At 68.2% G+C, this 22,538-nt stretch carries 20 protein-coding genes; 11 read left to right on the top strand and 9 right to left on the bottom strand.

All coding sequences use genetic code 11. From position 1 onward, the window contains the following. The first annotated feature begins 14 nt into the window (after positions 1-14). The 4 genes from sigM to trxA all read left to right on the top strand — a co-directional run bounded on the left by sigM (position 15) and on the right by trxA (position 3,211). Positions 15-740 (top strand): RNA polymerase sigma factor SigM, encoded by a 726-nt coding sequence (gene sigM / locus I2W78_RS19235; RefSeq protein ID WP_196461522.1) that lies wholly within the window; start codon positions 15-17, stop codon positions 738-740. Beyond that, positions 737-1,633, top strand: coding sequence for an anti-sigma factor family protein (locus I2W78_RS19230; protein ID WP_196461521.1), 897 nt, complete (start codon positions 737-739; stop codon positions 1,631-1,633). The genes sigM and I2W78_RS19230 overlap by 4 nt, the downstream gene beginning before the upstream one ends. A gap of 233 nt (positions 1,634-1,866) precedes the next feature. Continuing rightward, positions 1,867-2,835 (top strand): thioredoxin-disulfide reductase, encoded by a 969-nt coding sequence (gene trxB, locus I2W78_RS19225; RefSeq protein ID WP_196461520.1) that lies wholly within the window; start codon positions 1,867-1,869, stop codon positions 2,833-2,835. Positions 2,836-2,878: 43 nt separating this feature from the next. Further along, positions 2,879-3,211, top strand: coding sequence for a thioredoxin (gene trxA, locus I2W78_RS19220; RefSeq protein WP_196461519.1), 333 nt, complete (start codon positions 2,879-2,881; stop codon positions 3,209-3,211). A 107-nt stretch (positions 3,212-3,318) separates the two neighbouring features. On the opposite strand, the gene I2W78_RS19215 is transcribed toward trxA, so the two are convergent. The 9 genes from I2W78_RS19215 to rpmH form a co-directional block, all read right to left on the bottom strand. Then, entirely contained in the window at positions 3,319-3,936 is a 618-nt protein-coding gene (locus I2W78_RS19215; protein ID WP_196461518.1) for a GNAT family N-acetyltransferase, read from the bottom strand. A 335-nt stretch (positions 3,937-4,271) separates the two neighbouring features. After that, complete coding sequence (locus I2W78_RS19210; protein ID WP_196461517.1) at positions 4,272-5,375, bottom strand: ParB/RepB/Spo0J family partition protein; 1,104 nt, start codon at positions 5,373-5,375, stop codon at positions 4,272-4,274. After that, a complete protein-coding gene (locus tag I2W78_RS19205) occupies positions 5,372-6,445 on the bottom strand; it encodes a ParA family protein (RefSeq protein WP_196464626.1) in 1,074 nt (357 codons plus the stop codon). Before I2W78_RS19205 ends, I2W78_RS19210 begins: the two co-directional genes overlap by 4 nt. Before the next feature lie 345 nt (positions 6,446-6,790). Further along, a complete protein-coding gene (gene rsmG, locus I2W78_RS19200; RefSeq protein ID WP_196461516.1) occupies positions 6,791-7,507 on the bottom strand; it encodes a 16S rRNA (guanine(527)-N(7))-methyltransferase RsmG in 717 nt (238 codons plus the stop codon). Between the two features lie 105 nt (positions 7,508-7,612). Then, positions 7,613-8,125 carry a Jag family protein gene (locus I2W78_RS19195; RefSeq protein ID WP_196461515.1) on the bottom strand — a complete coding sequence of 171 codons (513 nt, stop codon included), beginning with the start codon at positions 8,123-8,125 and terminating at the stop codon, positions 7,613-7,615. A 15-nt stretch (positions 8,126-8,140) separates the two neighbouring features. Continuing rightward, positions 8,141-9,445 (bottom strand): membrane protein insertase YidC, encoded by a 1,305-nt coding sequence (yidC, locus tag I2W78_RS19190; RefSeq protein ID WP_196461514.1) that lies wholly within the window; start codon positions 9,443-9,445, stop codon positions 8,141-8,143. Between the two features lie 3 nt (positions 9,446-9,448). Beyond that, positions 9,449-9,844, bottom strand: a complete 396-nt coding sequence (yidD, locus tag I2W78_RS19185) for a membrane protein insertion efficiency factor YidD (protein WP_196461513.1) — start codon at positions 9,842-9,844, stop codon at positions 9,449-9,451. Continuing rightward, positions 9,841-10,212 carry a ribonuclease P protein component gene (gene rnpA / locus I2W78_RS19180; protein WP_141316125.1) on the bottom strand — a complete coding sequence of 124 codons (372 nt, stop codon included), beginning with the start codon at positions 10,210-10,212 and terminating at the stop codon, positions 9,841-9,843. Before rnpA ends, yidD begins: the two co-directional genes overlap by 4 nt. Before the next feature lie 21 nt (positions 10,213-10,233). Continuing rightward, complete coding sequence (rpmH, locus tag I2W78_RS19175; RefSeq protein ID WP_003956500.1) at positions 10,234-10,371, bottom strand: 50S ribosomal protein L34; 138 nt, start codon at positions 10,369-10,371, stop codon at positions 10,234-10,236. A 375-nt stretch (positions 10,372-10,746) separates the two neighbouring features. On the opposite strand from rpmH, the gene dnaA reads away from it, so the two are divergent. The 7 genes from dnaA (at position 10,747) to gyrA (ending at position 22,535) form a co-directional block, all read left to right on the top strand. Then, positions 10,747-12,621 (top strand): chromosomal replication initiator protein DnaA, encoded by a 1,875-nt coding sequence (gene dnaA / locus I2W78_RS19170; protein ID WP_196461512.1) that lies wholly within the window; start codon positions 10,747-10,749, stop codon positions 12,619-12,621. Positions 12,622-13,480: 859 nt separating this feature from the next. Next, complete coding sequence (gene dnaN / locus I2W78_RS19165; RefSeq protein ID WP_196461511.1) at positions 13,481-14,611, top strand: DNA polymerase III subunit beta; 1,131 nt, start codon at positions 13,481-13,483, stop codon at positions 14,609-14,611. Positions 14,612-14,815: 204 nt separating this feature from the next. Next, positions 14,816-15,691 (top strand): phosphogluconate dehydrogenase (NAD(+)-dependent, decarboxylating), encoded by an 876-nt coding sequence (gnd, locus tag I2W78_RS19160; protein ID WP_196461510.1) that lies wholly within the window; start codon positions 14,816-14,818, stop codon positions 15,689-15,691. A 55-nt stretch (positions 15,692-15,746) separates the two neighbouring features. Further along, positions 15,747-16,868 (top strand): DNA replication/repair protein RecF, encoded by a 1,122-nt coding sequence (gene recF, locus I2W78_RS19155; protein WP_196461509.1) that lies wholly within the window; start codon positions 15,747-15,749, stop codon positions 16,866-16,868. Then, entirely contained in the window at positions 16,865-17,398 is a 534-nt protein-coding gene (locus I2W78_RS19150) for a DUF721 domain-containing protein (protein ID WP_196461508.1), read from the top strand. Before recF ends, I2W78_RS19150 begins: the two co-directional genes overlap by 4 nt. A gap of 442 nt (positions 17,399-17,840) precedes the next feature. Continuing rightward, complete coding sequence (gene gyrB / locus I2W78_RS19145; protein ID WP_196461507.1) at positions 17,841-19,901, top strand: DNA topoisomerase (ATP-hydrolyzing) subunit B; 2,061 nt, start codon at positions 17,841-17,843, stop codon at positions 19,899-19,901. Between the two features lie 42 nt (positions 19,902-19,943). Continuing rightward, the gene (gene gyrA, locus I2W78_RS19140) at positions 19,944-22,535 is read left to right on the top strand and encodes a DNA gyrase subunit A (protein WP_196461506.1); all 2,592 of its coding nucleotides are present in this window, start codon (positions 19,944-19,946) and stop codon (positions 22,533-22,535) included. The last annotated feature ends 3 nt before the right edge of the window (positions 22,536-22,538 follow it).

The following is a 22,538-nucleotide window of genomic DNA, read 5'->3' as shown; positions in this document are numbered from 1 at the left end:
GGGGAGGGGGTCCGATGGCGGAAGGCGCCGGGTACGAGACGGCAAGCGATCAGGATCTGCTCGCCCGCCATGTGGAAGGCGACCCCGACGCCTTCGGTGAGATCGTGCGGCGGCACCGCGATCGGCTCTGGGCGGTCGCACTGCGGACGCTGGGCGACCGCGAGGAGGCCGCTGACGCGGTCCAGGACGCTCTCGTCTCCGCCTACCGGGCCGCCCACACCTTCCGCGGCCAGTCGGCCGTCACAACCTGGCTGCACCGCATCACGGTGAACGCCTGCCTCGACCGCGCCCGCAAGGCGGCGTCTCGAAAGACGTCCCCGGTCGACGACACCGAGCGGCTGGAGCAGCTGCTGGAACCGCACGAGTCGGCCTCGGCGCCGGCCGAGCGAAACGATCTGCATCGCCAGCTCCTCGAAGCGCTCGGCACGCTCCCGCCCGATCAGCGCGCCGCCCTGGTCCTGGTGGACATGCAGGGCTACCCGGTCGCCGAGGCCGCCCGCGTCCTCGACGTGCCGACCGGGACGGTGAAGAGCCGCTGTGCCCGCGGCAGAGCCAAGCTCCTGCCGCTGCTCACCCATCTGCGGCCGGACAACACCGGCGACGACGAAGAGCCGGCCGCCGGACGGAACCGGGCGCAGGGGACATCCGTCCCACCGGCAGCGGGACCGCACGATGCGGGCCCACGGAATGCAGGGCCAAGCGATTCAGCTGCTGTGAAGGGCGGAGGTGGGCGAGCGTGACTTCCACGACGGACACGACCGGGCACCCGGACGTCACGGAGATCTCCGACCTCACCGAGGGCCTGCTCCCCCCGTCCCGGACCGCGGACGTACGACGCCATCTGGACGAGTGCGAGCTCTGCGCGGACGTCTTCGCCTCGCTGGAGGAGATCCGAGGCATGCTGGGCACCCTGCCGGGCCCAGCCCGCATGCCCGCCGACGTCGCCGAACGGATCGACGCCGCCCTCGCCGCGGAGGCACTTCTTAATGCCACGGCACCTGACGCGGTAAGCACGCCGGTACCCGTCGAAGCGGCCCGCGCGGACGACAGCCCGCATGTTTCACGTGAAACATCGACCCCCGCGGCTCGCCCCTCGGGTCACGCCCGCACCTCCACCACCGGCCCGGGCCGCAAGGAGCGCAGGCGCGGCGGGCGCCGCAGGGTCGCGGTCCTCGGGGCCGTCCTCTCCGTCGGCGCCCTCGGGCTGGCTTCCCTCCTGGTGTCCTCGATGGACGGCGAACAGGGCACGACCGCCCAGGACCGGCAGTCCACGGCCGCGGACACCATTTCCGAGGGGAAGCTGGAGCAGCAGGTCGCAGAGTTGCTCGCCAAGAGCGAGAAGTCCGGCGACCCCTCGCGTACCCCCCGCGATCTCGGCAGCGACGGTCCCCGCATCCTTACCAGGCCAACGGTTCCGGTGCCCGAGTGCGTACAGAAGGGCATCGGGCGCGATGACGACGCCCTGGCGACCGAGCCCGGCACGTATCAAGGGACGACCGCCCTGCTCGTGGTCATGCCCGACACCTCGGACCCCTCACTGGTCACGGCCTACGTCGTGGATGCCACATGCGCGAAGGAGTCGCCTTCCGCATCGGCCGAGGTACTGCTGAAGCATTCCTACGACCAGTCCTGAGAGCACGACCAGTCCTGAGAGCTCTCCTCGCAGCAGTACCGAAGACGCACCGATGACACACCTCCCTTCCTTGCCTGGTCTGCTCTCCCACGGGTATCCGCTCCAGGGACGACCCTCCGTGCGCCCGGACACAGCGGGAATGCGCGCCCCTTAGGATCCGTTGGGTGGGGTGAGAGTTCTGAGAGGGGCTCCCACCGGTCAACCGACGCCGTCCAGAGACGAGGAAACAAGCCGTGAGCGACGTCCGTAACGTGATCATCATCGGCTCCGGGCCCGCCGGCTACACGGCGGCGCTCTACACCGCGCGCGCGTCGCTGAAGCCGCTGGTGTTCGAGGGTGCCGTCACCGCCGGTGGCGCCCTGATGAACACCACGGACGTGGAGAACTTCCCGGGGTTCCAGGACGGCATCATGGGCCCCGAGCTCATGGACAACATGCGCGCCCAGGCGGAGCGCTTCGGTGCCGAGCTCGTTCCGGACGACATCGTCAACGTCGACCTCAGCGGCGAGGTCAAGACCGTCACCGACACCGCCGGCACGGTGCACCGAGCGAAGGCCGTGATCGTCGCCACCGGCTCGCAGCACCGCAAGCTCGGCCTGCCCAACGAGGACGCCCTCTCGGGCCGCGGTGTCTCGTGGTGCGCCACCTGCGACGGCTTCTTCTTCAAGGACCAGGACATCGCCGTGATCGGCGGCGGCGACACCGCGATGGAGGAGGCCACCTTCCTCTCGCGCTTCGCCAAGTCCGTGACGGTCGTCCACCGCCGGGACACCCTGCGCGCCTCCAAGGCGATGCAGGAGCGCGCCTTCGCCGACCCGAAGATCACGTTCGTCTGGGACAGCGAGGTCGCCGAGATCCAGGGCGACCAGAAGCTCTCCGGTCTGAAGCTGCGCAACGTCAAGACTGGCGAGCTGTCCGATCTGTCGGTCACCGGTCTGTTCATCGCGATCGGCCACGACCCGCGCACGGAGCTGTTCAAGGGCCAGCTCGATCTGGACGAGGAGGGCTACCTGAAGGTCGACGCCCCCTCCACCCGGACGAACCTGACCGGTGTCTTCGGCTCCGGTGACGTGGTGGACCACACCTACCGCCAGGCGATCACCGCGGCCGGCACCGGCTGCTCCGCCGCCCTGGACGCCGAGCGCTACCTCGCCGCCCTCGCGGACGAAGAGAAGGCCGAGCCCGAGAAGACCACTGTCTGACCCCTCACCCAGCCCCACGCACCAACCAGTTAAGGAGCCCGCCGTGGCCGGCACCCTGAAGAATGTGACCGACGATTCCTTTGAGCAGGACGTACTGAAGAGCGACAAGCCCGTGCTGGTGGACTTCTGGGCCGCCTGGTGCGGTCCGTGCCGCCAGATCGCGCCGTCCCTTGAGGCGATCGCCGCCGAGTACGGCGACAAGATCGAGGTCGTCAAGCTGAACATCGACGAGAACCCGGGTACGGCTGCCAAGTACGGTGTCATGTCGATCCCGACCCTGAACGTCTACCAGGGTGGCGAGGTCGCCAAGACCATCGTCGGTGCCAAGCCGAAGGCCGCGATCCTGCGCGACCTCGAGGACTTCATCGCCGAATGACGGGCCGCGCCGTTGAGGCGACGGCGCATGTTTCACGTGAAACACGAATGGGCCAACCCCACCGGGTTGGCCCATTCGCGTTACGGCGGTCGCGGTGCTGGTGCCACTTAAAGCGGTCGCAGCGCCGGTTCCTTCTGAACCGCCCCGAGCAGCCGATCCAGTGCCATCTCCACGTCTTCCTTCCAGGACAGCGTCGTCCGCAGTTCCAGCCGCATACGCGGATACGTGGGATGCGGCCGGACCGTCTTGAAGCCCACCGCCAGCAGATGCTCGGCAGGCAGCACACAGGCGGGCTCCTTCCAGCGGGCGTCCCCGAAGGCCTCGATCGCCCTGAAGCCACGTCGCAGCAGGTCCTTGGCCACCGTCTGGACTATCACGCGGCCCAGCCCCTGGCCCTGGTACCCGGGCACGATGAACGCGGTCATCAATTGCACCGCGTCCGGCGAGACGGGACTCGTCGGGAACGCCGTCGAACGGGGCACGTAGGCCGGGGGCGCGTAGAGCACAAAGCCCACCGGCGCCTCATCGACATAGACGACCCGACCGCAGGAACCCCAGTCCAGCAGGACGGCCGAGATCCAGGCTTCCTTCTCCAGCGCCGGCGTGCCCGCCTTTACCGCTGCCTCGCCGCTGACTGGGTCCAGTTCCCAGAAGACACACGTGCGACAGCGCCGGGGAAGGTCCTGAAGGTTGTCCAGCGTGAGCGGTACGAGCCGACGCCCCATGAAGGCTGTTCCTCGCTTCCCTCGCCCGCCGCATCGCGGGCGGCAGTCAGAGCACTCCGTTCCCTGAGCAGGCTGCCGACGAATCCGCCGACCGCGCCCAGGCCCAGTCCCGCGCTCAGCAGTCCGGTCCGGCTCATCGTTCGCATGGCCCCCGCCCTCCCATAGACGTACCGCAGACGTACTGCCAGGTGGATGCGCCATACCCGAACGCATCGTATCCATGAAGCGATTCCATCGATACCGCCTGAAAGCAAAGTACGGGCCGTGTTCCGGTACACACCGGACACGGCCCGCACGAGCACCCGCCGGGCGGGGTCACGCCGCCGCCCGGAACCTCAGTCGTCCGTGTCCTCGGGGTCGCCGCCCTCCAGAAGACTCTTCTGCAGGACAGGTCCCTCGCCCGGGGCGAGGGAGCCGAGGATCCGCTCAAGATCCTCCATGGAGGCGAACTCCACGGTGATCTTGCCCTTCTTCTGCCCCAGATCGACCTTGACCCGTGTCTCGAAGCGATCCGAGAGACGGGTCGCGAGATCGGTCAGCGCCGGAGAGACCCGGGTACCAGCCCGCGGTCCCTTGGAACGCTGAGCCGCCTTGGGCCGCGATCCCATGAGGGTCACGATCTCCTCGACGGCACGCACCGAGAGCCCCTCGGCCACGATCCGATGGGCCAGCCGATCCTGCTCCTCCGAGTCCTCCACCGAGAGCAGGGCACGCGCGTGTCCGGCGGAGAGCACACCCGCCGCCACCCGGCGCTGGACCGCCGGCGAAAGCTTCAGCAGACGCAGCGTGTTGGAGACCTGCGGACGCGACCGGCCGATACGGTCCGCCAGCTGGTCGTGTGTGCAGTTGAAGTCCTTCAGCAGCTGGTCGTAGGCGGCCGCCTCTTCCAACGGGTTCAGCTGCGCCCGGTGCAGGTTCTCCAGCAGGGCGTCGAGGAGGAGCTTCTCGTCCTCGGTTGCGCGCACGATCGCCGGGATCGCTTCGAGCCCCGCCTCACGGCAGGCCCGCCAGCGCCGCTCGCCCATGATGAGCTCGTAGCGAGCGGGACCCAGCTGCCGTACGACGACCGGCTGGAGAAGACCCACCTCCTTGATGGAGGTGACCAGCTCCTGCAGCGCATCCTCGTCGAAGACCTCACGGGGCTGCCGCGGGTTCGGCTTGATGGAGTCGAGGGGAATCTCAGCGAAGTGGGCGCCCATGGGAGATGCGGGCATGTCCACCGCGCCGTCCACCGACGGCTCTTCGGTTTCACGTGAAACAGGCGGCAGTGTTGCCACCTTCGCCGCGGCCACGCCACGGTCGGAGGTCAGCACCGGCACCGCCGCGGGGGACGTGGATGCGACACCTCCCGCCGCAGCCTGTGCTGGCGTCTTCTCAGTCGGGGCCGCAGGGATCAGTGCCCCGAGACCACGGCCCAGCCCCCTCCGTCGCTCGCTCACTGGATCCCCTCCACCATGCTCCGGTCGCTCTGGGCGCCGATATGGGCGTGCGTCGCGTCATAGCTGACGCCGACACCCTTCAGCGCGATTTCTCGTGCCGCCTCAAGATACGAGAGGGCACCGCTCGATCCTGGATCGTAGGTCAGGACCGTCTGTCCATAACTCGGCGCCTCGGAGATACGGACCGAGCGAGGGATGCTCGTCCGCAGCACCTCGTCACCGAAGTGGCTGCGCACCTCGTCCGCGACCTGGGAGGCAAGGCGCGTCCGGCCGTCGTACATGGTGAGCAGGATCGTCGAGACATGCAGCGCGGGGTTGAGGTGCCCCCGCACCAGGTCGACGTTGCGCAGCAGCTGACCCAGGCCCTCCAGCGCGTAGTACTCGCACTGGATCGGGATGAGGACCTCCTGGCCCGCCACGAGCGCATTGACCGTCAACAGGCCGAGCGAGGGCGGGCAGTCGATGAGGATGTAGTCCAGCGGCTGCTCGTAGGACTGGATCGCTCGCTGAAGACGACTCTCCCGCGCCACCAGGGACACCAGCTCGATCTCCGCACCGGCGAGATCGATCGTGGCAGGGGCGCAGAAGAGACCCTCGACATCGGGGACCGGCTGGACGACCTCCGAGAGCGGCTTGCTCTCGACCAACACGTCGTAGATGGAAGGGACTTCGGCGTGGTGGTCGATCCCCAGAGCAGTGGACGCGTTGCCCTGCGGGTCGAGGTCAATCACCAGGACACGGCCGCCATGCAGAGCCAGCGAAGCGGCCAGATTGACGGTTGTCGTCGTCTTGCCCACCCCACCCTTCTGGTTGGCGACGACGATGACACGGGTCTGTTCAGGTCTTGGCAGACCCTCACCGGCCCGGCCCAGAGCCTCGACCGCCAGTTGGGCAGCACGACCGATGGGAGTGTCGTCCATCGGGGGCGGTGTTTCACGTGAAACATCCTCCCCCGGCGACTCGGTACGGGGACCGGGGACCGGATCGGTCATCGGTCCCGCGATGTTGGCGTCGGACCGCAAGGATTCACTCTCCTCGACTTCAGGCTCGCAATGAACAGAGCCTCCCATGCCTTCGGGGTCGTGAACCAGTGAGGCCTGGTGTTCTGTGGAGAAATCCACCTCTGTGGACAACTCCGCACCCCTTGAGGGGGACGGAGCATCCTCGGAAACGGCCGGAGCCTCGCCGAGTGAGCCCAGAGGCTTGCGGTCGCGGGGTTCGGCCGCAGCGCGGCCGCGACTGATGATGCCGTGCAGCAGTGAGCGACGTTTCACGTGAAACACGATGCACAGCAGCCGTGACCGGACTGTCGCGACACTCCGTGATGCGTAGGTTTGGCAGCTTGTGTGGAGTACGTGTCGTCGTCAGGACGGATCAGCGCCGCCCGTCAACCCGTATCCGCCAACGACGCATCATCAGCGCCGCCGACGCGCCCGCCCCGTCCGCGCCGCCTTCGCACGCTTCGCCGCGAACCGCACACCGCCGGGGCTCTCCCCGACCTCGACACGCACGACCGTGGACAGGGGGTCCACGACGCCCTCACCCACATGCAGGATGGAGGTGCTCACGGCCCCGAGCTTGCTGAGCGCGGTGGCCGCGGCCTTGAGCTCCTCCTCCGCGGTGTCGCCCTTGAGCGCGAGCATCTCGCCGTAGGGGCGCAGCAGCGGAATGCCCCACGTGGCCAGTCGGTCCAGCGGGGCCACGGCCCGTGCCGTCACCACATGGACCGGCGGCAGCTTGCCCATGACCTCCTCGGCACGGCCACGCACGACGGTGACGTGGTCGAGGCCGAGCAGCTCGACGACCTCGGTGAGGAAGTTCGTCCGCCGCAGCAGCGGCTCCAGCAGCGTGATCTTCAGGTCCTCACGGACCAGGGCCAGCGGAATGCCCGGCAGACCGGCACCGGAGCCGACATCGCAGACGGTCACACCCTCCGGCACGACCTCCGAGAGCACCGCGCAGTTCAGCAGGTGCCGCTCCCAGAGCCGGGGCACCTCCCGAGGGCCGATGAGCCCTCGCTGCACGCCCGCCTCGGCCAGCAGCTCCGCGTACCGGACCGCGTCCGCGAAGCGATCGCCGAATACCGCCCGGGCCTCCTCGGGAGCGGGGGGGAGCTCCGCTGCCTCCGTCACGGGGACCGTCCTTCCGTACCCTCCAGCGCACACGCGCTGACTACCAGGCTGACAAAGATCGGCCCCGCCTGCGCAACAGACGGGGCCGGTGGAGCGTGGGACCGCTCAGGCAGGCAGTACGACGACGAAGCGCTGCGGCTCCTCGCCCTCGGACTCACTGCGCAGTCCCGCGGCCTTGACGGCGTCGTGCACGACCTTGCGCTCGAACGGCGTCATCGGCTTGAGCTTCACGGGCGAGCCGCTGTTCTTGGCCTCGTCGGCGGCCTTGGCGCCCAGCTCGGAGAGCTCGGAGCGCTTCTTGGCGCGGTAGCCCGCGATGTCCAGCATCAGCCGGCTGCGGTCACCGGTATCCCGGTGCACGGCCAGGCGCGTGAGCTCCTGGAGCGCCTCCAGCACCTCACCGTCCCGGCCGACCAGCTTCTGCAGGTCACGGCTCCCCGTGTCGCTGATGATCGAGACAGCGGCGCGGTCACCCTCGACGTCCATGTCGATGTCGCCGTCGAGATCGGCGATGTCCAGCAGACCTTCGAGGTAGTCCGCCGCGATCTCGCCCTCCTGCTCCAGGCGGGTCAGGGTGTCTGCACCCTCGGCAGCAGCGGAGGTGGTGCCTTCCGTCACGGGATGGACTCCTTCTTACTTCTTGGACGAGGACTTGGGCCGCTGCGGCCCCTTGCGCTGGCCGGACTGGGCCCGGCTGCGCCCCCCGCCACCGGACTTGGGCGCCGCCTTGCCGGCGGACTCCGACTGGGCGTCCTGCGGCGCGTCGGACTTGCTCAGCGAGGTCGACGATGCGGAGGTCTTCTCGGCGTCGGTCTTCTCGGCACCGCCCGCGGGCTTGGGACCGCCGGCGGCCTGGCGCTTGGACTTGGGCTGCCGCTTGGGCTGCTGACGCTTCGGAGCGGCAGCGGTGGTCGGCGTACCGTCCTCGGTCACGGTGGCCACGGCGGTCTCGCTCTTGACCACGGTGCCGTCGGTCTGGGCCGCGAGACCGGCCTTGCTCAGGCCGTTGATGAACTTGCGCTCATAGTCGTTGCGGTCCCGGCCCTTGGCGACGATGGCCTTGACGATGGCCCGCTCGCGCCGGCTGCGGGTCTTGCCGTGGTGCGCGACGTGCTTGTACAGGCGGTCCAGGTAGGCGGCCTGGGCCTTGGAACCCGGGGTCGGGTTGTTGTGGATGACGTACATCTGCTGGCCCATGGTCCACACGTTGGTGGTCAGCCAGTAGACGAGGACACCGACCGGGAAGTTGATGCCGAAGACAGCGAAGATGATCGGGAAGATGTACATCAGCATCTTCTGCTGCTGCATGAACGGCGTCTTCACCGAGGTGTCGACGTTCTTCGTCATCAGCTGGCGCTGCGTGTAGAACTGCGACAGCGACATCAGGACGATCATGACGGCGGTGACGATCCGCACGTCGGTGATCGAGGAGCCGAGCGCCTCAACCTTGCTCGAGCTGTCGGTGAACTTCGCGGCGAGCGGTGCGCCGAAGATGTGCGCCTTCTGCGCGCTCTCCAGCAGCCGGTCGTTGATCACACCGATGGTGTCGTTCGACGCGATGCTGTTGAGCACGTGGTACAGGGCGAAGAAGAACGGCGACTGCGCCAGGATGGGAAGGCACGAGGAGAGCGGGTTGGTGCCCGTCTCCTTGTACAGCTTCATCATCTCTTCGGACTGACGCTGCTTGTCGTTCTTGTAGCGCTCCTGGATCTTCTTCATCTCGGGCTGGAGCGTCTGCATGGCCCGGGTCGCCTTGATCTGCTTCACGAAGAGCGGGATCAGGCAGATGCGGATCAGGATCACCAGCGACACGATGGACAGGCCCCAGGCCCAGCCCGTGTCAGGGCCGAAGAGCGCACCGTACAGCGAGTGGAACTGGACGATGACCCATGAGACGGGTGTGGTGATGAAGCTGAAGAGGCTGGCAATCGTGTCCACTAATCATGCTCCTTGCGCATGGGACGAGGTCTCTGCGGCCGGGCTCGAAGGAACGTCATTCGAAGGACTCGAAGGTCTCGAAGCTCTCGAAGGAACATTCTCCTCGGTGGCCGTTTCGGCGGCGGAGGGCCCGCCCTTGCGTGCGCGCCAAGCGTTGCGCAGCATCTCGTGCCACCGCGGGCGCTTGCGCGGCGGGACATGGTCCACGCCACCCAGCGACCACGGATTGCAACGCAGGATGCGCCAGGCCGTGAGTGCGGTGCCTTTGAGGGCACCGTGCCGGTCAATGGCCGTGTAGCCGTAGTGGGAACACGACGGGTAGTACTTGCACACCGGCCCGAGCAGCGGGCTGATGGTCCACTGGTAGAGCTTGATCAGCGCCAGCAGCGGGTACTTCATCGCGCGCCCCCTCCCAGCAGCCGCTGCAGTGCGGCATCCAGGTCTCGGGCCAGCTGTGCATGGTCGGCGTCACCCGCACCGGGCAGCGCTCGTACGACTACCAGGCTACCGGGGGGCAGCAGGTCGACTCGGTCACGCATCAGATGACGCAGTCTGCGCTTCACTGTGTTACGGACAACCGCACCGCCCACAGCCTTGCTCACGACGAAACCCGCACGCGTCGGGGGAGCGCTCTCCCCAGGCGCGTGCGGGTCCGTGGCACCGCTACGAAGGTGGACGACGAGGAGTGGGCGTCCGGCCCGGCGTCCTCGTCGTACCGCGGTCGCGAAGTCCTCGCGCCGCCTCAGCCGGTTCTCGGTGGGCAGCACGACGTCATGACCTGATCGAGATCAGGCGGACAGGCGGGCGCGACCCTTGCTACGGCGGGACGCGAGAATCGCGCGGCCGGCACGGGTGCGCATACGCAGCCGGAAGCCGTGGGTCTTGGCGCGACGACGGTTGTTCGGCTGGAAGGTGCGCTTGCTCACTCGGGGGCTCCAGTAAGAAATCGGGGTTTGCGGGGTGCCGTCCTGGCTGTCACCGTGCGCCCACGAGTAGCTCGCGTTACGCCCGAGTGCACCGCTTTCCGATCACCTTGACGCGATCTGTGCCCATCGGAGGCAGGCGGCAGCAGCCATCGACAACTCGACCTGGTTACGGTACGCGCGGCTACGCCATCCGGTCAAACCAGGGGCCGCGGGGAGACACTGTCCACAGCCTGGGGACAACAACTTGAACCGCACCGGTCGCCCTGACTACCGTGGCTGGACTCCGATTCGTTCCCTTATCCCCGCCCGACCCGATTTACATCCCGACCCGTCCCACAACCACACGTTCGTGGGACCCGTGAGAGAGCGTGCCCTGTGGCTGACGTACCTGCCGATCTTGCCGCAGTGTGGCCACGAGTACTCGAGCAGCTTCTCGGTGAGGGCCGTGGGCAGGGTGTCGAGGCCAAGGACGAACACTGGATCCGGCGCTGCCAGCCGCTCGCGCTGGTCGCCGACACCGCGCTGCTCGCCGTACCGAACGAGTTTGCGAAGGGTGTGCTGGAGGGGCGCCTCGCACCGATCGTCAGCGAGACGCTGAGCCGTGAGTGCGGCCGCCCGATCCGGATCGCGATCACCGTCGACGACTCCGCGGGCGAGCCGCCGCCGTCCCCGCCGGCGCCGCCATCCCCGCCCCAGCAGCGCTACGAGGAGCCCGAGCTCCCGTCGTCCGCACCGTACGAGGGGTACGGCCGCCACCGCGCCGAGCAGCTCCCGGGCTCGCCCGGCGACCAGCTGCCCAACCCGCGCCCCGCCTACCCGTCGGAGTACCAGCGCCCCGAGCCGGGTGCCTGGCCGCGGCCGTCGCAGGACGAGTACAGCTGGCAGCAGCCACGCCTCGGCTTCCCGGAACGGGACCCGTATGCGACGCCGTCGCAGGAGTCGTACGGCGCACAGGACTCGTACGGCTCCCCGTCCCGCGACTCCTACGGCGTACCCGCGCAGGACTACCGCCCACAGGGCTACGACCAGCAGCGCTCCGAGTACGACCCGTCACGCGGCGACTACGACCAGCGCGACGCGCGGCGGGAGCTGCCCGAGCCGTCGGTCGGCGGCGGGCAGGTGCACCGCGGCCCGGTCGGCGCCACGCTGCCGGTGTCCAGCGGCGCCCCCGGCCCGCTGGCCGCGCAGCCCGCGCCGGCGACCGGCCCCGGGGAGCCGACCGCGCGACTGAATCCGAAGTACCTCTTCGACACGTTCGTCATCGGAGCGTCGAACCGTTTCGCGCACGCGGCCGCGGTGGCCGTCGCGGAGGCGCCGGCGAAGGCGTACAACCCCCTTTTCATCTACGGGGAGTCGGGGCTCGGCAAGACGCACCTGCTGCACGCGATCGGACACTACGCGCGGAGCCTGTACCCGGGCACGCGCGTGCGGTACGTGAGCTCGGAGGAGTTCACCAACGAGTTCATCAACTCCATCCGCGACGGCAAGGGCGACAGCTTCCGCAAGCGGTACCGCGAGATGGACATCCTGTTGGTCGACGACATCCAGTTCCTGGCGGACAAGGAGTCGACGCAGGAGGAGTTCTTCCACACCTTCAACACGCTCCACAACGCCAACAAGCAGATCGTGCTGTCCAGCGACCGGCCGCCGAAGCAGCTGGTGACGCTGGAGGACCGGTTGCGGAACCGTTTCGAGTGGGGCCTGATCACCGACGTGCAGCCGCCCGAGCTGGAGACGCGCATCGCGATTCTGCGCAAGAAGGCGGTGCAGGAGCAGCTCAACGCCCCACCGGAGGTGCTGGAGTTCATCGCCTCGCGGATCTCGCGGAACATCCGTGAGCTGGAGGGCGCGCTGATCAGAGTGACGGCGTTCGCCTCGCTCAACCGGCAGCCGGTGGACCTGGGCCTGACGGAGATCGTCCTCAAGGACCTGATCCCGGGCGGGGAGGACTCCACCCCGGAGATCACCTCGACGGCCATCATGAGCGCGACCGCCGACTACTTCGGCCTGACGGTCGAGGACCTGTGCGGCAGCTCGCGCGGCCGCCAGCTCGTCACGGCCCGGCAGATCGCCATGTACCTGTGCCGTGAGCTGACGGATCTGTCGCTGCCGAAGATCGGCGCGCTGTTCGGCGGCCGCGACCACACGACCGTGATGCACGCGGACCGCAAGATCCGCAACCTGATGGCCGAGCGGCGCTCCATCTACAACCAGGTGACCGAGCTGACGAACCGCATCAAGAACGGCTGACAGCAGCCGCCGTACGCCGCTGAGGGCGCCCCGGGAGGAGATCCCCGGGGCGCCCTTCGTCGTTCCCCGGACATCCGGTGTTCGAATACGTGCCGGGTTACGGCCACTCTCCACAGATTCGGTGAGTTTTTCCCGTCCACATCCTGGGGACTGCCAAGTTGTCCAGATCGTGTCCACAGCCGCACCTGTTGAAAGACCATCAGACCAGGTCAACTGCTTGTGGATTGGTGGACGAACGATCTCCACAGACTGTGGACAGCCGGCGGATCCACAAGCTGTGCACGGAGTTGTCCACGGGCAACCCACAGGCTGGGGGCGGTTGTCCCCAGCGATCCCCAGCTTCTCCACAGCGCTGTCCACTGTTCGGCAACCCGACGCGCCTGATCACCGGGTCGAGTGAAAGCCGTCACACGAAGGTGCCGGGTTGGGCTGTGGGAAAGGTGGGTAAAGCTGGGGACGGCGCTGGGGAGAAGTCGCCGCACCCTGTGCATGGGGTGTGCAGAACTTTCTTTTCTCCACAGACAGCCCCGGTTGTCCACCGCCGCCGCCCACAGGCCCCGTGGACAAAATCTCCGCGCTGAGCTGCGCAAACGCAGTTATCCACGGTATCCACAGGCCCTACTACTACTCCCGACTAGAGAGAGCGGGGAATTCGTTTCGAAGAGGGTCCTGTGCACAACTCGCCCCTCGGCGCCCGGCTGCCCCTCGTCACGACTTGACCCCGAGAGGCACCTACTGTCAGTGCCGTGCGTCAGACTGGTCCCCGGGTGTCCTTCCCTTCCCAGGGGCCGGTGACACCGAGACAGACGACGAAGCCAGGCAGGGCGAGAAGCGCCGGCAACAGCAGGAGGCGGCAACAGTGAAGATCCGGGTGGAACGCGACGTACTCGCGGAGGCCGTGGCCTGGGCGGCGCGCAGCCTCCCGGCCCGTCCGCCGGCGCCTGTCCTCGCCGGCCTGCTGCTGAAGGCCGAGGACGGCCAGCTGAGCCTGTCCAGCTTCGACTACGAGGTCTCCGCGCGCGTGTCGGTGGACGCGGAGGTCGAGGAGGAGGGCACGGTCCTCGTCTCCGGCCGCCTGCTCGCCGACATCTCCCGGGCCCTCCCCAACCGGCCGGTGGAGATTTCCACAGACGGTGTACGGGCGACGGTGGTGTGCGGCTCCTCGCGGTTCACACTCCACACCCTCCCTGTGGAGGAGTACCCGGCGCTGCCGCAGATGCCGAACGCCACGGGCACGGTCCCCGGCGAGGTCTTCGCCGCCGCGGCCGCCCAGGTCGCCATCGCGGCCGGCCGGGACGACACGCTGCCCGTGCTCACCGGTGTGCGCATCGAGATCGAGGGCGACAGGGTCACCCTGGCCTCCACCGACCGCTACCGCTTCGCGGTCCGCGAGTTCCTGTGGAAGCCGGAGAACCCGGAGGCCTCGGCGGTCGCCCTGGTGCCCGCCAAGACGCTCCTCGACACCGCCAAGTCGCTGACCAGCGGTGACAGCGTGACGCTCGCGCTGTCAGGCTCGGGCGCGGGCGAGGGTCTGATCGGTTTCGAGGGCGCGGGTCGGCGTACGACGACGCGTCTGCTGGAGGGCGACCTCCCGAAGTACCGGACGCTGTTCCCGACGGAGTTCAACAGCGTCGCCGTGATCGAGACCGCGCCGTTCGTCGAGGCCGTCAAGCGCGTGGCCCTGGTCGCCGAGCGCAACACCCCGGTGCGGCTGAGCTTCGAGCAGGGCGTGCTGATCCTGGAGGCAGGTTCCAGCGATGACGCACAGGCTGTGGAAAGGGTCGACGCACAGCTGGAGGGCGACGACATCTCGATCGCCTTCAACCCGACCTTCCTGCTGGACGGCCTGAGCGCCATCGACTCCCCGGTGGCCCAGCTGTCCTTCACGACCTCCACCAAGCCCGCGCTGCTCAGCGGCAAGCCCGCGGTGGACGCCGAGGCGGACGAGGCCTACAAGTACCTGATCATGCCGGTGCGGCTGAGCGGCTGACACCGGGCACGGCGAGCGGGCCGGTGATCCACAGCCGTCGCGGTCCTGTGGATCACCGGGCGGACGAAGCCGCAGGTGAGGGCGGTACGTGTGAGCGCGTATGCCCACAGATGTGCGCGAAGGTCCGGGTTTAGGCTCGGACGCAGGTACGAAAGTGCCACACGCCATCTCGCAACACCTGTCGCAACCTAAGGAACACAACTGATGGAGCTCGGTCTCGTCGGCCTCGGCAAGATGGGCGGCAACATGCGCGAGCGGATCCGCCGCGCGGGCCACACCGTCGTCGGATACGACCGCAACCCGGACCTCGCGGATGTCCACAGCCTGGAAGAGCTTGTGGGCAAGCTCAGCGGCCCGCGCGTGGTGTGGGTGATGGTCCCGGCCGGTGCCGCCACCCAGTCGACCATCGACCAGCTGGCCGAGCTCCTGGAGCCCGGTGACGTCGTCGTGGACGGCGGCAACTCCCGCTGGACGGACGACGAGAAGCACGCCGAGGAGCTGGCCGCCAAGGGCATCGGCTTCGTCGACTGCGGTGTCTCCGGCGGCGTCTGGGGCCTGGAGAACGGCTACGCGCTCATGTACGGCGGCGACGCGGAGAACGTCGCCAAGGTGCAACCGGTCTTCGACGCGCTCAAGCCCGAGGGCGACTTCGGCTCCGTGCACGCCGGCAAGGTCGGCGCGGGCCACTTCGCGAAGATGGTCCACAACGGCATCGAGTACGCCATGATGCAGGCCTACGCCGAGGGCTGGGAGCTGCTGGAGAAGGTCGACTCCGTGACCGACGTCCGGGAGGTCTTCCGCTCCTGGCAGGAGGGCACCGTCATCCGCTCCTGGCTGCTCGACCTCGCGGTCAACGCACTCGACGAGGACGAGCACCTGGACAAGCTGCGCGGTTATGCACAGGACTCCGGCGAGGGCCGCTGGACTGTGGAAGCCGCCATCGACAACGCCGTGCCGCTGCCCGCGATCACGGCCTCCCTCTTCGCGCGGTTCGCCTCGCGGCAGGAGGACTCGCCGCAGATGAAGATGATCGCGGCGCTGCGGAACCAGTTCGGCGGCCACGCGGTCGAGAAGAAGTAAGTCCCAGAAGAAGCAACCAGCAACACAGGACACTGGGGGAGGTCGGCGCACCACCATGCACGTCACGCATCTGTCGCTCGCCGACTTCCGCTCGTACGCCCGGGTCGAAGTCCCGCTCGACCCGGGCGTCACCGCCTTCGTCGGCCCCAACGGCCAGGGCAAGACGAACCTCGTCGAGGCCGTCGGCTACCTCGCCACGCTCGGCAGCCACCGCGTCTCCTCCGACGCCCCCCTGGTCCGCGTGGGCGCCGAGCGGGCGATCATCCGCGCCCAGGTCAGGCAGGGCGAGCGGCAGCAGCTGCTCGAGCTGGAGCTGAACCCGGGCAAGGCCAATCGCGCCCGCATCAACCGGTCCTCGCAGGTCAGGCCGCGTGACGTGCTCGGCATCGTCCGGACGGTGCTGTTCGCCCCCGAGGACCTCGCCCTGGTCAAGGGCGACCCCGGTGAGCGGCGCCGCTTCCTCGACGAGCTGATCACCGCCCGCTCCCCGCGCATGGCCGGCGTGCGCTCCGACTACGACCGGGTCCTCAAGCAGCGCAACACCCTGCTGAAGTCGGCCGCGCTGGCCCGCCGGCACGGCGGCAGGTCCATGGACCTGTCCACCCTCGACGTCTGGGACCAGCACCTCGCGCGCGCGGGCGCCGAGTTGCTCGCCCAGCGCCTCGAACTGATCTCCGCGCTCCAGCCGCTCGCCGACAAGGCGTACGAGCAACTGGCCCCCGGAGGCGGTCCGCTCGCCCTGGAGTACAAGCCGTCGTCCCCGGGCGACGCCCACACGCGCGAGGCCCTCTACGAGCAGCTCATGGCCGCGCTCGCGGACGCCCGCAAGCAGGAGATCGAGCGGGGCGTGACCCTTGTGGGACCCCACCGGGACGATTTGAATCTCAAACTCGGCGAGATGCCCGCCAAGGGATACGCCTCCCACGGGGAGTCCTGGTCCTACGCGCTGGCCCTGCGCCTCGCCTCGTACGACCTGCTGCGCGCCGAGGGCAACGAGCCCGTGCTGATCCTCGACGACGTCTTCGCCGAACTGGACACCCGCCGCCGAGAGCGGCTGGCCGAGCTGGTGGCGCCCGGCGAGCAGGTGCTGGTGACGGCCGCCGTCGACGACGACGTACCGCATGTGCTGGCGGGGGCGCGGTACACCGTGTCGGGCGGGACGGTGGAGCGCGCATGACCACGGACGAACCGGCACCCAGGAAGGCCCCCGAGCCCTCCGGCGTAGACCTCGCGCGCGTGGCGCTGCGGGCGGCGAAGGAGGCCGCACGCGCGCGTGGGGACGCGGTCCAGCAGAAGAAGCAGGCGCGCCGCGGCGGTCTGCGCTCCGGCGCGCGCGCCGACGGCCGTGACCCCATGGCGCTCGGCGCCGCGATCAACCGGCTGATCAGCGACCGTGGCTGGGAGGCCCCGGCCGCGGTGGGCGGCGTGATGGGCCGCTGGCCGCAGATCGTCGGCGACGACGTGGCCAAACACTGTGTCCCGGAGAAGTACGACGAGGACGAGCGGGTGCTCGTCGTGCGCTGCGACTCCACCGCCTGGGCCACCAACCTGCGGCTGCTCGCCCCCACGCTGGTCGCGCGCCTGAACGAGGACCTCGGCCACGGCGCGGTCAAGGCGATCAAGGTGTACGGCCCCAGCGGTCCCGCCCGTCGCTACGGCCCCCTGCGCGCCCCGGGGAGCACCGGACCCGGCGACACCTACGGGTGAGCCGCCCGACCTGAGGGTGAACTGCATCACGTGTTGTGAGTGACCTACGCCACGTCGGCGGGGCTCGGCGGTCGCCGTTGTCCATAGGTGCGCACTGATCGTCGTACAACCGCACGCGGTTGCGAATCCTGAGCTGACCCCGGAGTAGCGAAGGGTTGACACCCCGAAGCGCTGAGTGCCTCTGTGAGCCTCTTGGAGCCCCCTTCCGCATATCGGGACCCGGCCGAGGATGGTTCAGGGCGGCACATGCGGACTCAGGTACCGGCAAACCCCCATCACTGTCGGCGCTACCGGTAGACTGGGAGACAATCCCGCCCCGATCGTGGGGACCGTCCGGGAAAAGCTGAGCAACGCTGAACAAGGCTTACCAACGCAACATGCCGCAGCCGCTCCGGCAACCCGCCGACGAGCCCGGCTCGTGCTGTGCCAGAAAGGGCGCTTCGTGGCCGATTCCGGCAACCCCAACGAGAACATCCCGTCCACCGACGCCGGCGTGAACGCCGCGGCCAACGCCTCGAACGGCGAGGTCACGGCCTCGTACGACGCCAGCGCCATCACCGTCCTCGAGGGTCTGGACGCGGTCCGCAAGCGACCCGGCATGTACATCGGCTCGACCGGTGAGCGAGGACTGCACCACCTCGTCTACGAGGTCGTCGACAACTCCGTCGACGAGGCGCTGGCCGGGCACGCGGACACGATCGACGTCACGATCCTCCCCGACGGCGGGGTCCGGGTCATCGACAACGGTCGAGGCATCCCGGTGGGCATCGTCCCGTCCGAGAACAAGCCCGCCCTCGAGGTCGTGCTGACCGTGCTGCACGCGGGCGGCAAGTTCGGCGGCGGCGGCTACGCGGTCTCCGGTGGTCTGCACGGCGTGGGCGTCTCCGTCGTGAACGCCCTGTCCTCCAAGGTCGCCGTCGAGGTCAGGACCGACGGCCACCGCTGGACCCAGGACTACAAGATGGGCGTCCCGACGGCCCCGCTCGCCCAGCACGAGGCCACCGAGGAGACCGGCACGTCGGTCACCTTCTGGGCCGACGGCGACATCTTCGAGACCACCGACTACTCCTTCGAGACGCTCTCGCGGCGTTTCCAGGAGATGGCGTTCCTCAACAAGGGTCTGACGATCAAGCTCACCGACGAGCGTGAGTCGGCGAAGGCCACGGCGGGCGCGGACGAGGCGGGCGCGGACGAGAAGCAGGAGCCCAAGACCGTCACGTACCACTACGAGGGCGGCATCGTCGACTTCGTGACCTACCTCAACTCCCGCAAGGGAGACGTGGTGCACCCGTCGGTCATCGACCTGCAGGCGGAGGACAAGGACAAGAACCTGTCCCTCGAAGTCGCCATGCAGTGGAACAACGGCTACACCGAGGGCGTCTACTCCTTCGCCAACATCATCCACACGCACGAGGGCGGTACGCACGAAGAAGGCTTCCGCGCCGCGCTGACCTCGCTGATCAACAAGTACGCGCGCGACAAGAAGCTGCTGCGCGAGAAGGACGACAACCTCACGGGTGACGACATCCGCGAGGGTCTGACGGCGATCATCTCGGTCAAGCTGAGCGAGCCGCAGTTCGAGGGGCAGACCAAGACCAAGCTGGGCAACACCGAGGCGAAGACCTTCGTGCAGAAGGTCGTCTACGAGCACCTCAACGACTGGCTGGACCGCAACCCGAACGAGGCCGCGGACATCGTCCGCAAGGGCATCCAGGCGGCCACCGCGCGCGTGGCGGCCCGCAAGGCGCGCGACCTGACCCGTCGCAAGGGCCTGCTGGAGAGCGCGTCGCTGCCGGGCAAGCTGTCCGACTGCCAGTCGAACGACCCCATCAAGTGCGAGATCTTCATCGTCGAGGGTGACTCCGCCGGCGGCTCGGCCAAGTCCGGCCGCAACCCGGAGTACCAGGCGATCCTCCCGATCCGCGGCAAGATCCTCAACGTCGAGAAGGCACGGATCGACAAGATCCTGCAGAACCAGGAGATCCAGGCACTGATCTCCGCCTTCGGCACCGGTGTGCACGAGGACTTCGACATCGAGAAGCTCCGCTATCACAAGATCATCCTGATGGCGGACGCCGACGTCGACGGCCAGCACATCAACACCCTGCTGCTGACCTTCCTGTTCCGCTTCATGCGGCCGCTGGTGGAGGCGGGCCACGTGTTCCTGTCCCGTCCCCCGCTGTACAAGATCAAGTGGGGTCGGGAGGACGTCGACTACGCGTACTCCGACCGCGAGCGCGACGCGCTGATCGAGATGGGCCGCCAGCGCGGCAAGCGGATCAAGGAGGACTCGATCCAGCGCTTCAAGGGTCTCGGTGAGATGAACGCCGAGGAGCTGCGCGTCACCACGATGGACCAGGAGCACCGCGTCCTCGGCCAGGTCACCCTCGACGACGCCGCGCAGGCCGACGAGCTGTTCTCGGTCCTGATGGGCGAGGACGTCGAGGCTCGCCGCCAGTTCATCCAGCGCAACGCCAAGGACGTCCGCTTCCTCGACATCTGAGTCGGTCCCAGCTGACCGCACCAGGAAGGATCTTCACCAGCTATGGCCGACGAGAACACTCCTGTCACGCCTGAGGACGAGGGCCAGACCCTCCGTGTCGAGCCCGTCGGGCTCGAGACGGAGATGCAGCGTTCCTACCTCGACTACGCGATGTCCGTCATCGTCTCGCGTGCGCTGCCGGACGTCCGGGACGGCCTCAAGCCCGTCCACCGCCGCGTCCTTTACGCGATGTACGACGGCGGCTACCGCCCCGAGCGCGGCTTCTACAAGTGCGCGCGTGTCGTGGGCGACGTCATGGGTAACTACCACCCCCACGGCGACAGCTCCATCTACGACGCCCTGGTCCGCCTCGCCCAGCCGTGGGCGATGCGGATGCCGCTCGTCGACTCCAACGGCAACTTCGGCTCGCCGGGCAACGACCCGGCGGCGGCCATGCGCTACACCGAGTGCAAGATGGCGCCGCTGTCGATGGAGATGGTCCGCGACATCGACGAGGAGACCGTCGACTTCACGGACAACTACGACGGCCGCTCCCAGGAGCCGACCGTCCTGCCCGCCCGGTTCCCGAACCTGCTGATCAACGGCTCGGCCGGCATCGCGGTCGGCATGGCGACCAACATCCCGCCGCACAACCTGCGCGAGGTCGCGTCCGGCGCCCAGTGGTACCTGGAGCACCCCGAGGCCAGCCACGAGGAGCTGCTGGATGCGCTCATCGAGCGCATCAAGGGCCCCGACTTCCCGACCGGCGCCCTGGTGGTGGGCCGCAAGGGCATCGAGGAGGCGTACCGCACCGGCCGCGGCTCGATCACCATGCGCGCGGTGGTCGAGGTCGAGGAGATCCAGGGCCGCCAGTGCCTGGTGGTCACCGAGCTGCCGTACCAGGTGAACCCGGACAACCTCGCGCAGAAGATCGCCGACCTGGTGAAGGACGGCAAGATCGGCGGCATCGCGGACGTCCGGGACGAGACCAGCTCCCGTACCGGTCAGCGTCTCGTCATCGTGCTCAAGAGGGACGCGGTCGCCAAGGTCGTACTGAACAACCTCTACAAGCACACGGACCTGCAGACGAACTTCGGCGCCAACATGCTGGCGCTGGTCGACGGCGTCCCGCGGACGCTCTCGCTCGATGCGTTCATCCGCCACTGGGTGACGCACCAGATCGAGGTCATCGTCCGCCGTACGCGCTTCAGGCTGCGCAAGGCCGAGGAGCGGGCGCACATCCTGCGCGGCCTGCTGAAGGCGCTGGACGCCATCGACGAGGTCATCGCGCTGATCCGGGCCAGTGACACGGTCGAGATCGCGCGTACAGGCCTGATGCAGCTGCTGGAGATCGACGAGATCCAGGCCAACGCCATCCTGGAGATGCAGCTGCGGCGCCTCGCCGCCCTGGAGCGCCAGAAGATCGTCCAGGAGCACGACGAACTCCAGGCGAAGATCAACGAGTACAACCAGATCCTGGCCTCGCCGGTCCGCCAGCGCGGCATCGTCAGCGAAGAGCTGGCCGCGATCGTCGAGAAGTACGGCGACGACCGCCAGACCAAGCTGATCCCCTACGACGGCGACATGTCCATCGAGGACCTCATCGCCGAAGAGGACATCGTGGTCACCGTCTCCCGCGGCGGTTACGTCAAGCGCACCAAGACGGACGACTACCGGGCGCAGAAGCGCGGCGGCAAGGGCGTACGCGGCACGAAGCTGAAGGAAGACGACATCGTCGACCACTTCTTCGTGTCGACCACGCACCACTGGCTGCTGTTCTTCACCAACAAGGGCCGCGTCTACCGGGCCAAGGCCTACGAGCTGCCGGACGCCGGCCGGGACGCGCGCGGGCAGCACGTCGCGAACCTGCTGGCCTTCCAGCCGGACGAGGCGATCGCCGAGATCCTCGCCATCCGCGACTACGAGGCGGCGCCGTACCTGGTCCTGGCCACCAAGGGCGGCCTGGTGAAGAAGACCTCGCTCAAGGACTACGACTCCCCGCGTTCGGGTGGTGTCATCGCGATCAACCTGCGTGAGCGGGAGGACGGTTCCGACGACGAACTGATCGGAGCCGAACTCGTGTCGCCGGACGACGATCTGCTGCTGATCAGCAAGAAGGCGCAGTCGATCAGGTTCACCGCGACGGACGAGTCGCTTCGCCCGATGGGACGTGCGACATCCGGTGTGAAGGGCATGAGTTTCCGCGAGGGAGACGAACTGCTCTCGATGAATGTTGTTCGACCCGGTACGTTCGTGTTCACTGCCACAGACGGCGGGTACGCAAAGCGGACCGTCGTCGACGAGTACCGCGTCCAGGGTCGCGGCGGCCTCGGCATCAAGGCTGCCAAGATCGTCGAGGACCGCGGTTCGCTCGTCGGCGCGCTGGTGGTCGAGGAGACCGACGAGATCCTCGCCATCACGCTGTCCGGCGGTGTGATTCGCACGCGAGTCAACGAGGTCAGGGAGACGGGCCGTGACACCATGGGCGTCCAACTGATCAATCTGGGCAAGCGCGATGCCGTGGTCGGTATCGCTCGAAACGCCGAGGCGGGACGCGAGGCGGAAGAGGTCGACGGTGTTCTGGCCGCCGACGAGTCCGCCGAGGGTGCCGTCACCACCGGCACGGACGAGGGCGAGGCGCCCTCGGCCGAGTAGCAC

The sequence above is a fragment of the Streptomyces spinoverrucosus genome (genome assembly GCF_015712165.1).
GTDB lineage: Bacteria > Actinomycetota > Actinomycetes > Streptomycetales > Streptomycetaceae > Streptomyces > Streptomyces spinoverrucosus_A.
This window is presented reverse-complemented; position numbering and strand designations above follow the sequence as displayed.

Bases quoted from the DNA above. Each gene is read 5' to 3' on its own strand.
- sigM (WP_196461522.1), top strand. From the start codon at position 15: ATGGCGGAAGGCGCCGGGTACGAGACGGCAAGCGATCAGGATCTGCTC.
- recF (WP_196461509.1), top strand. From the start codon at position 15,747: ATGCACGTCACGCATCTGTCGCTCGCCGACTTCCGCTCGTACGCCCGG.
- I2W78_RS19150 (WP_196461508.1), top strand. From the start codon at position 16,865: ATGACCACGGACGAACCGGCACCCAGGAAGGCCCCCGAGCCCTCCGGC.
- yidD (WP_196461513.1), bottom strand. From the start codon at position 9,844: ATGAAGTACCCGCTGCTGGCGCTGATCAAGCTCTACCAGTGGACCATC.
- gnd (WP_196461510.1), top strand. From the start codon at position 14,816: ATGGAGCTCGGTCTCGTCGGCCTCGGCAAGATGGGCGGCAACATGCGC.
- gyrA (WP_196461506.1), top strand. From the start codon at position 19,944: ATGGCCGACGAGAACACTCCTGTCACGCCTGAGGACGAGGGCCAGACC.
- I2W78_RS19215 (WP_196461518.1), bottom strand. From the start codon at position 3,936: ATGGGGCGTCGGCTCGTACCGCTCACGCTGGACAACCTTCAGGACCTT.
- I2W78_RS19205 (WP_196464626.1), bottom strand. From the start codon at position 6,445: ATGGGAGGCTCTGTTCATTGCGAGCCTGAAGTCGAGGAGAGTGAATCC.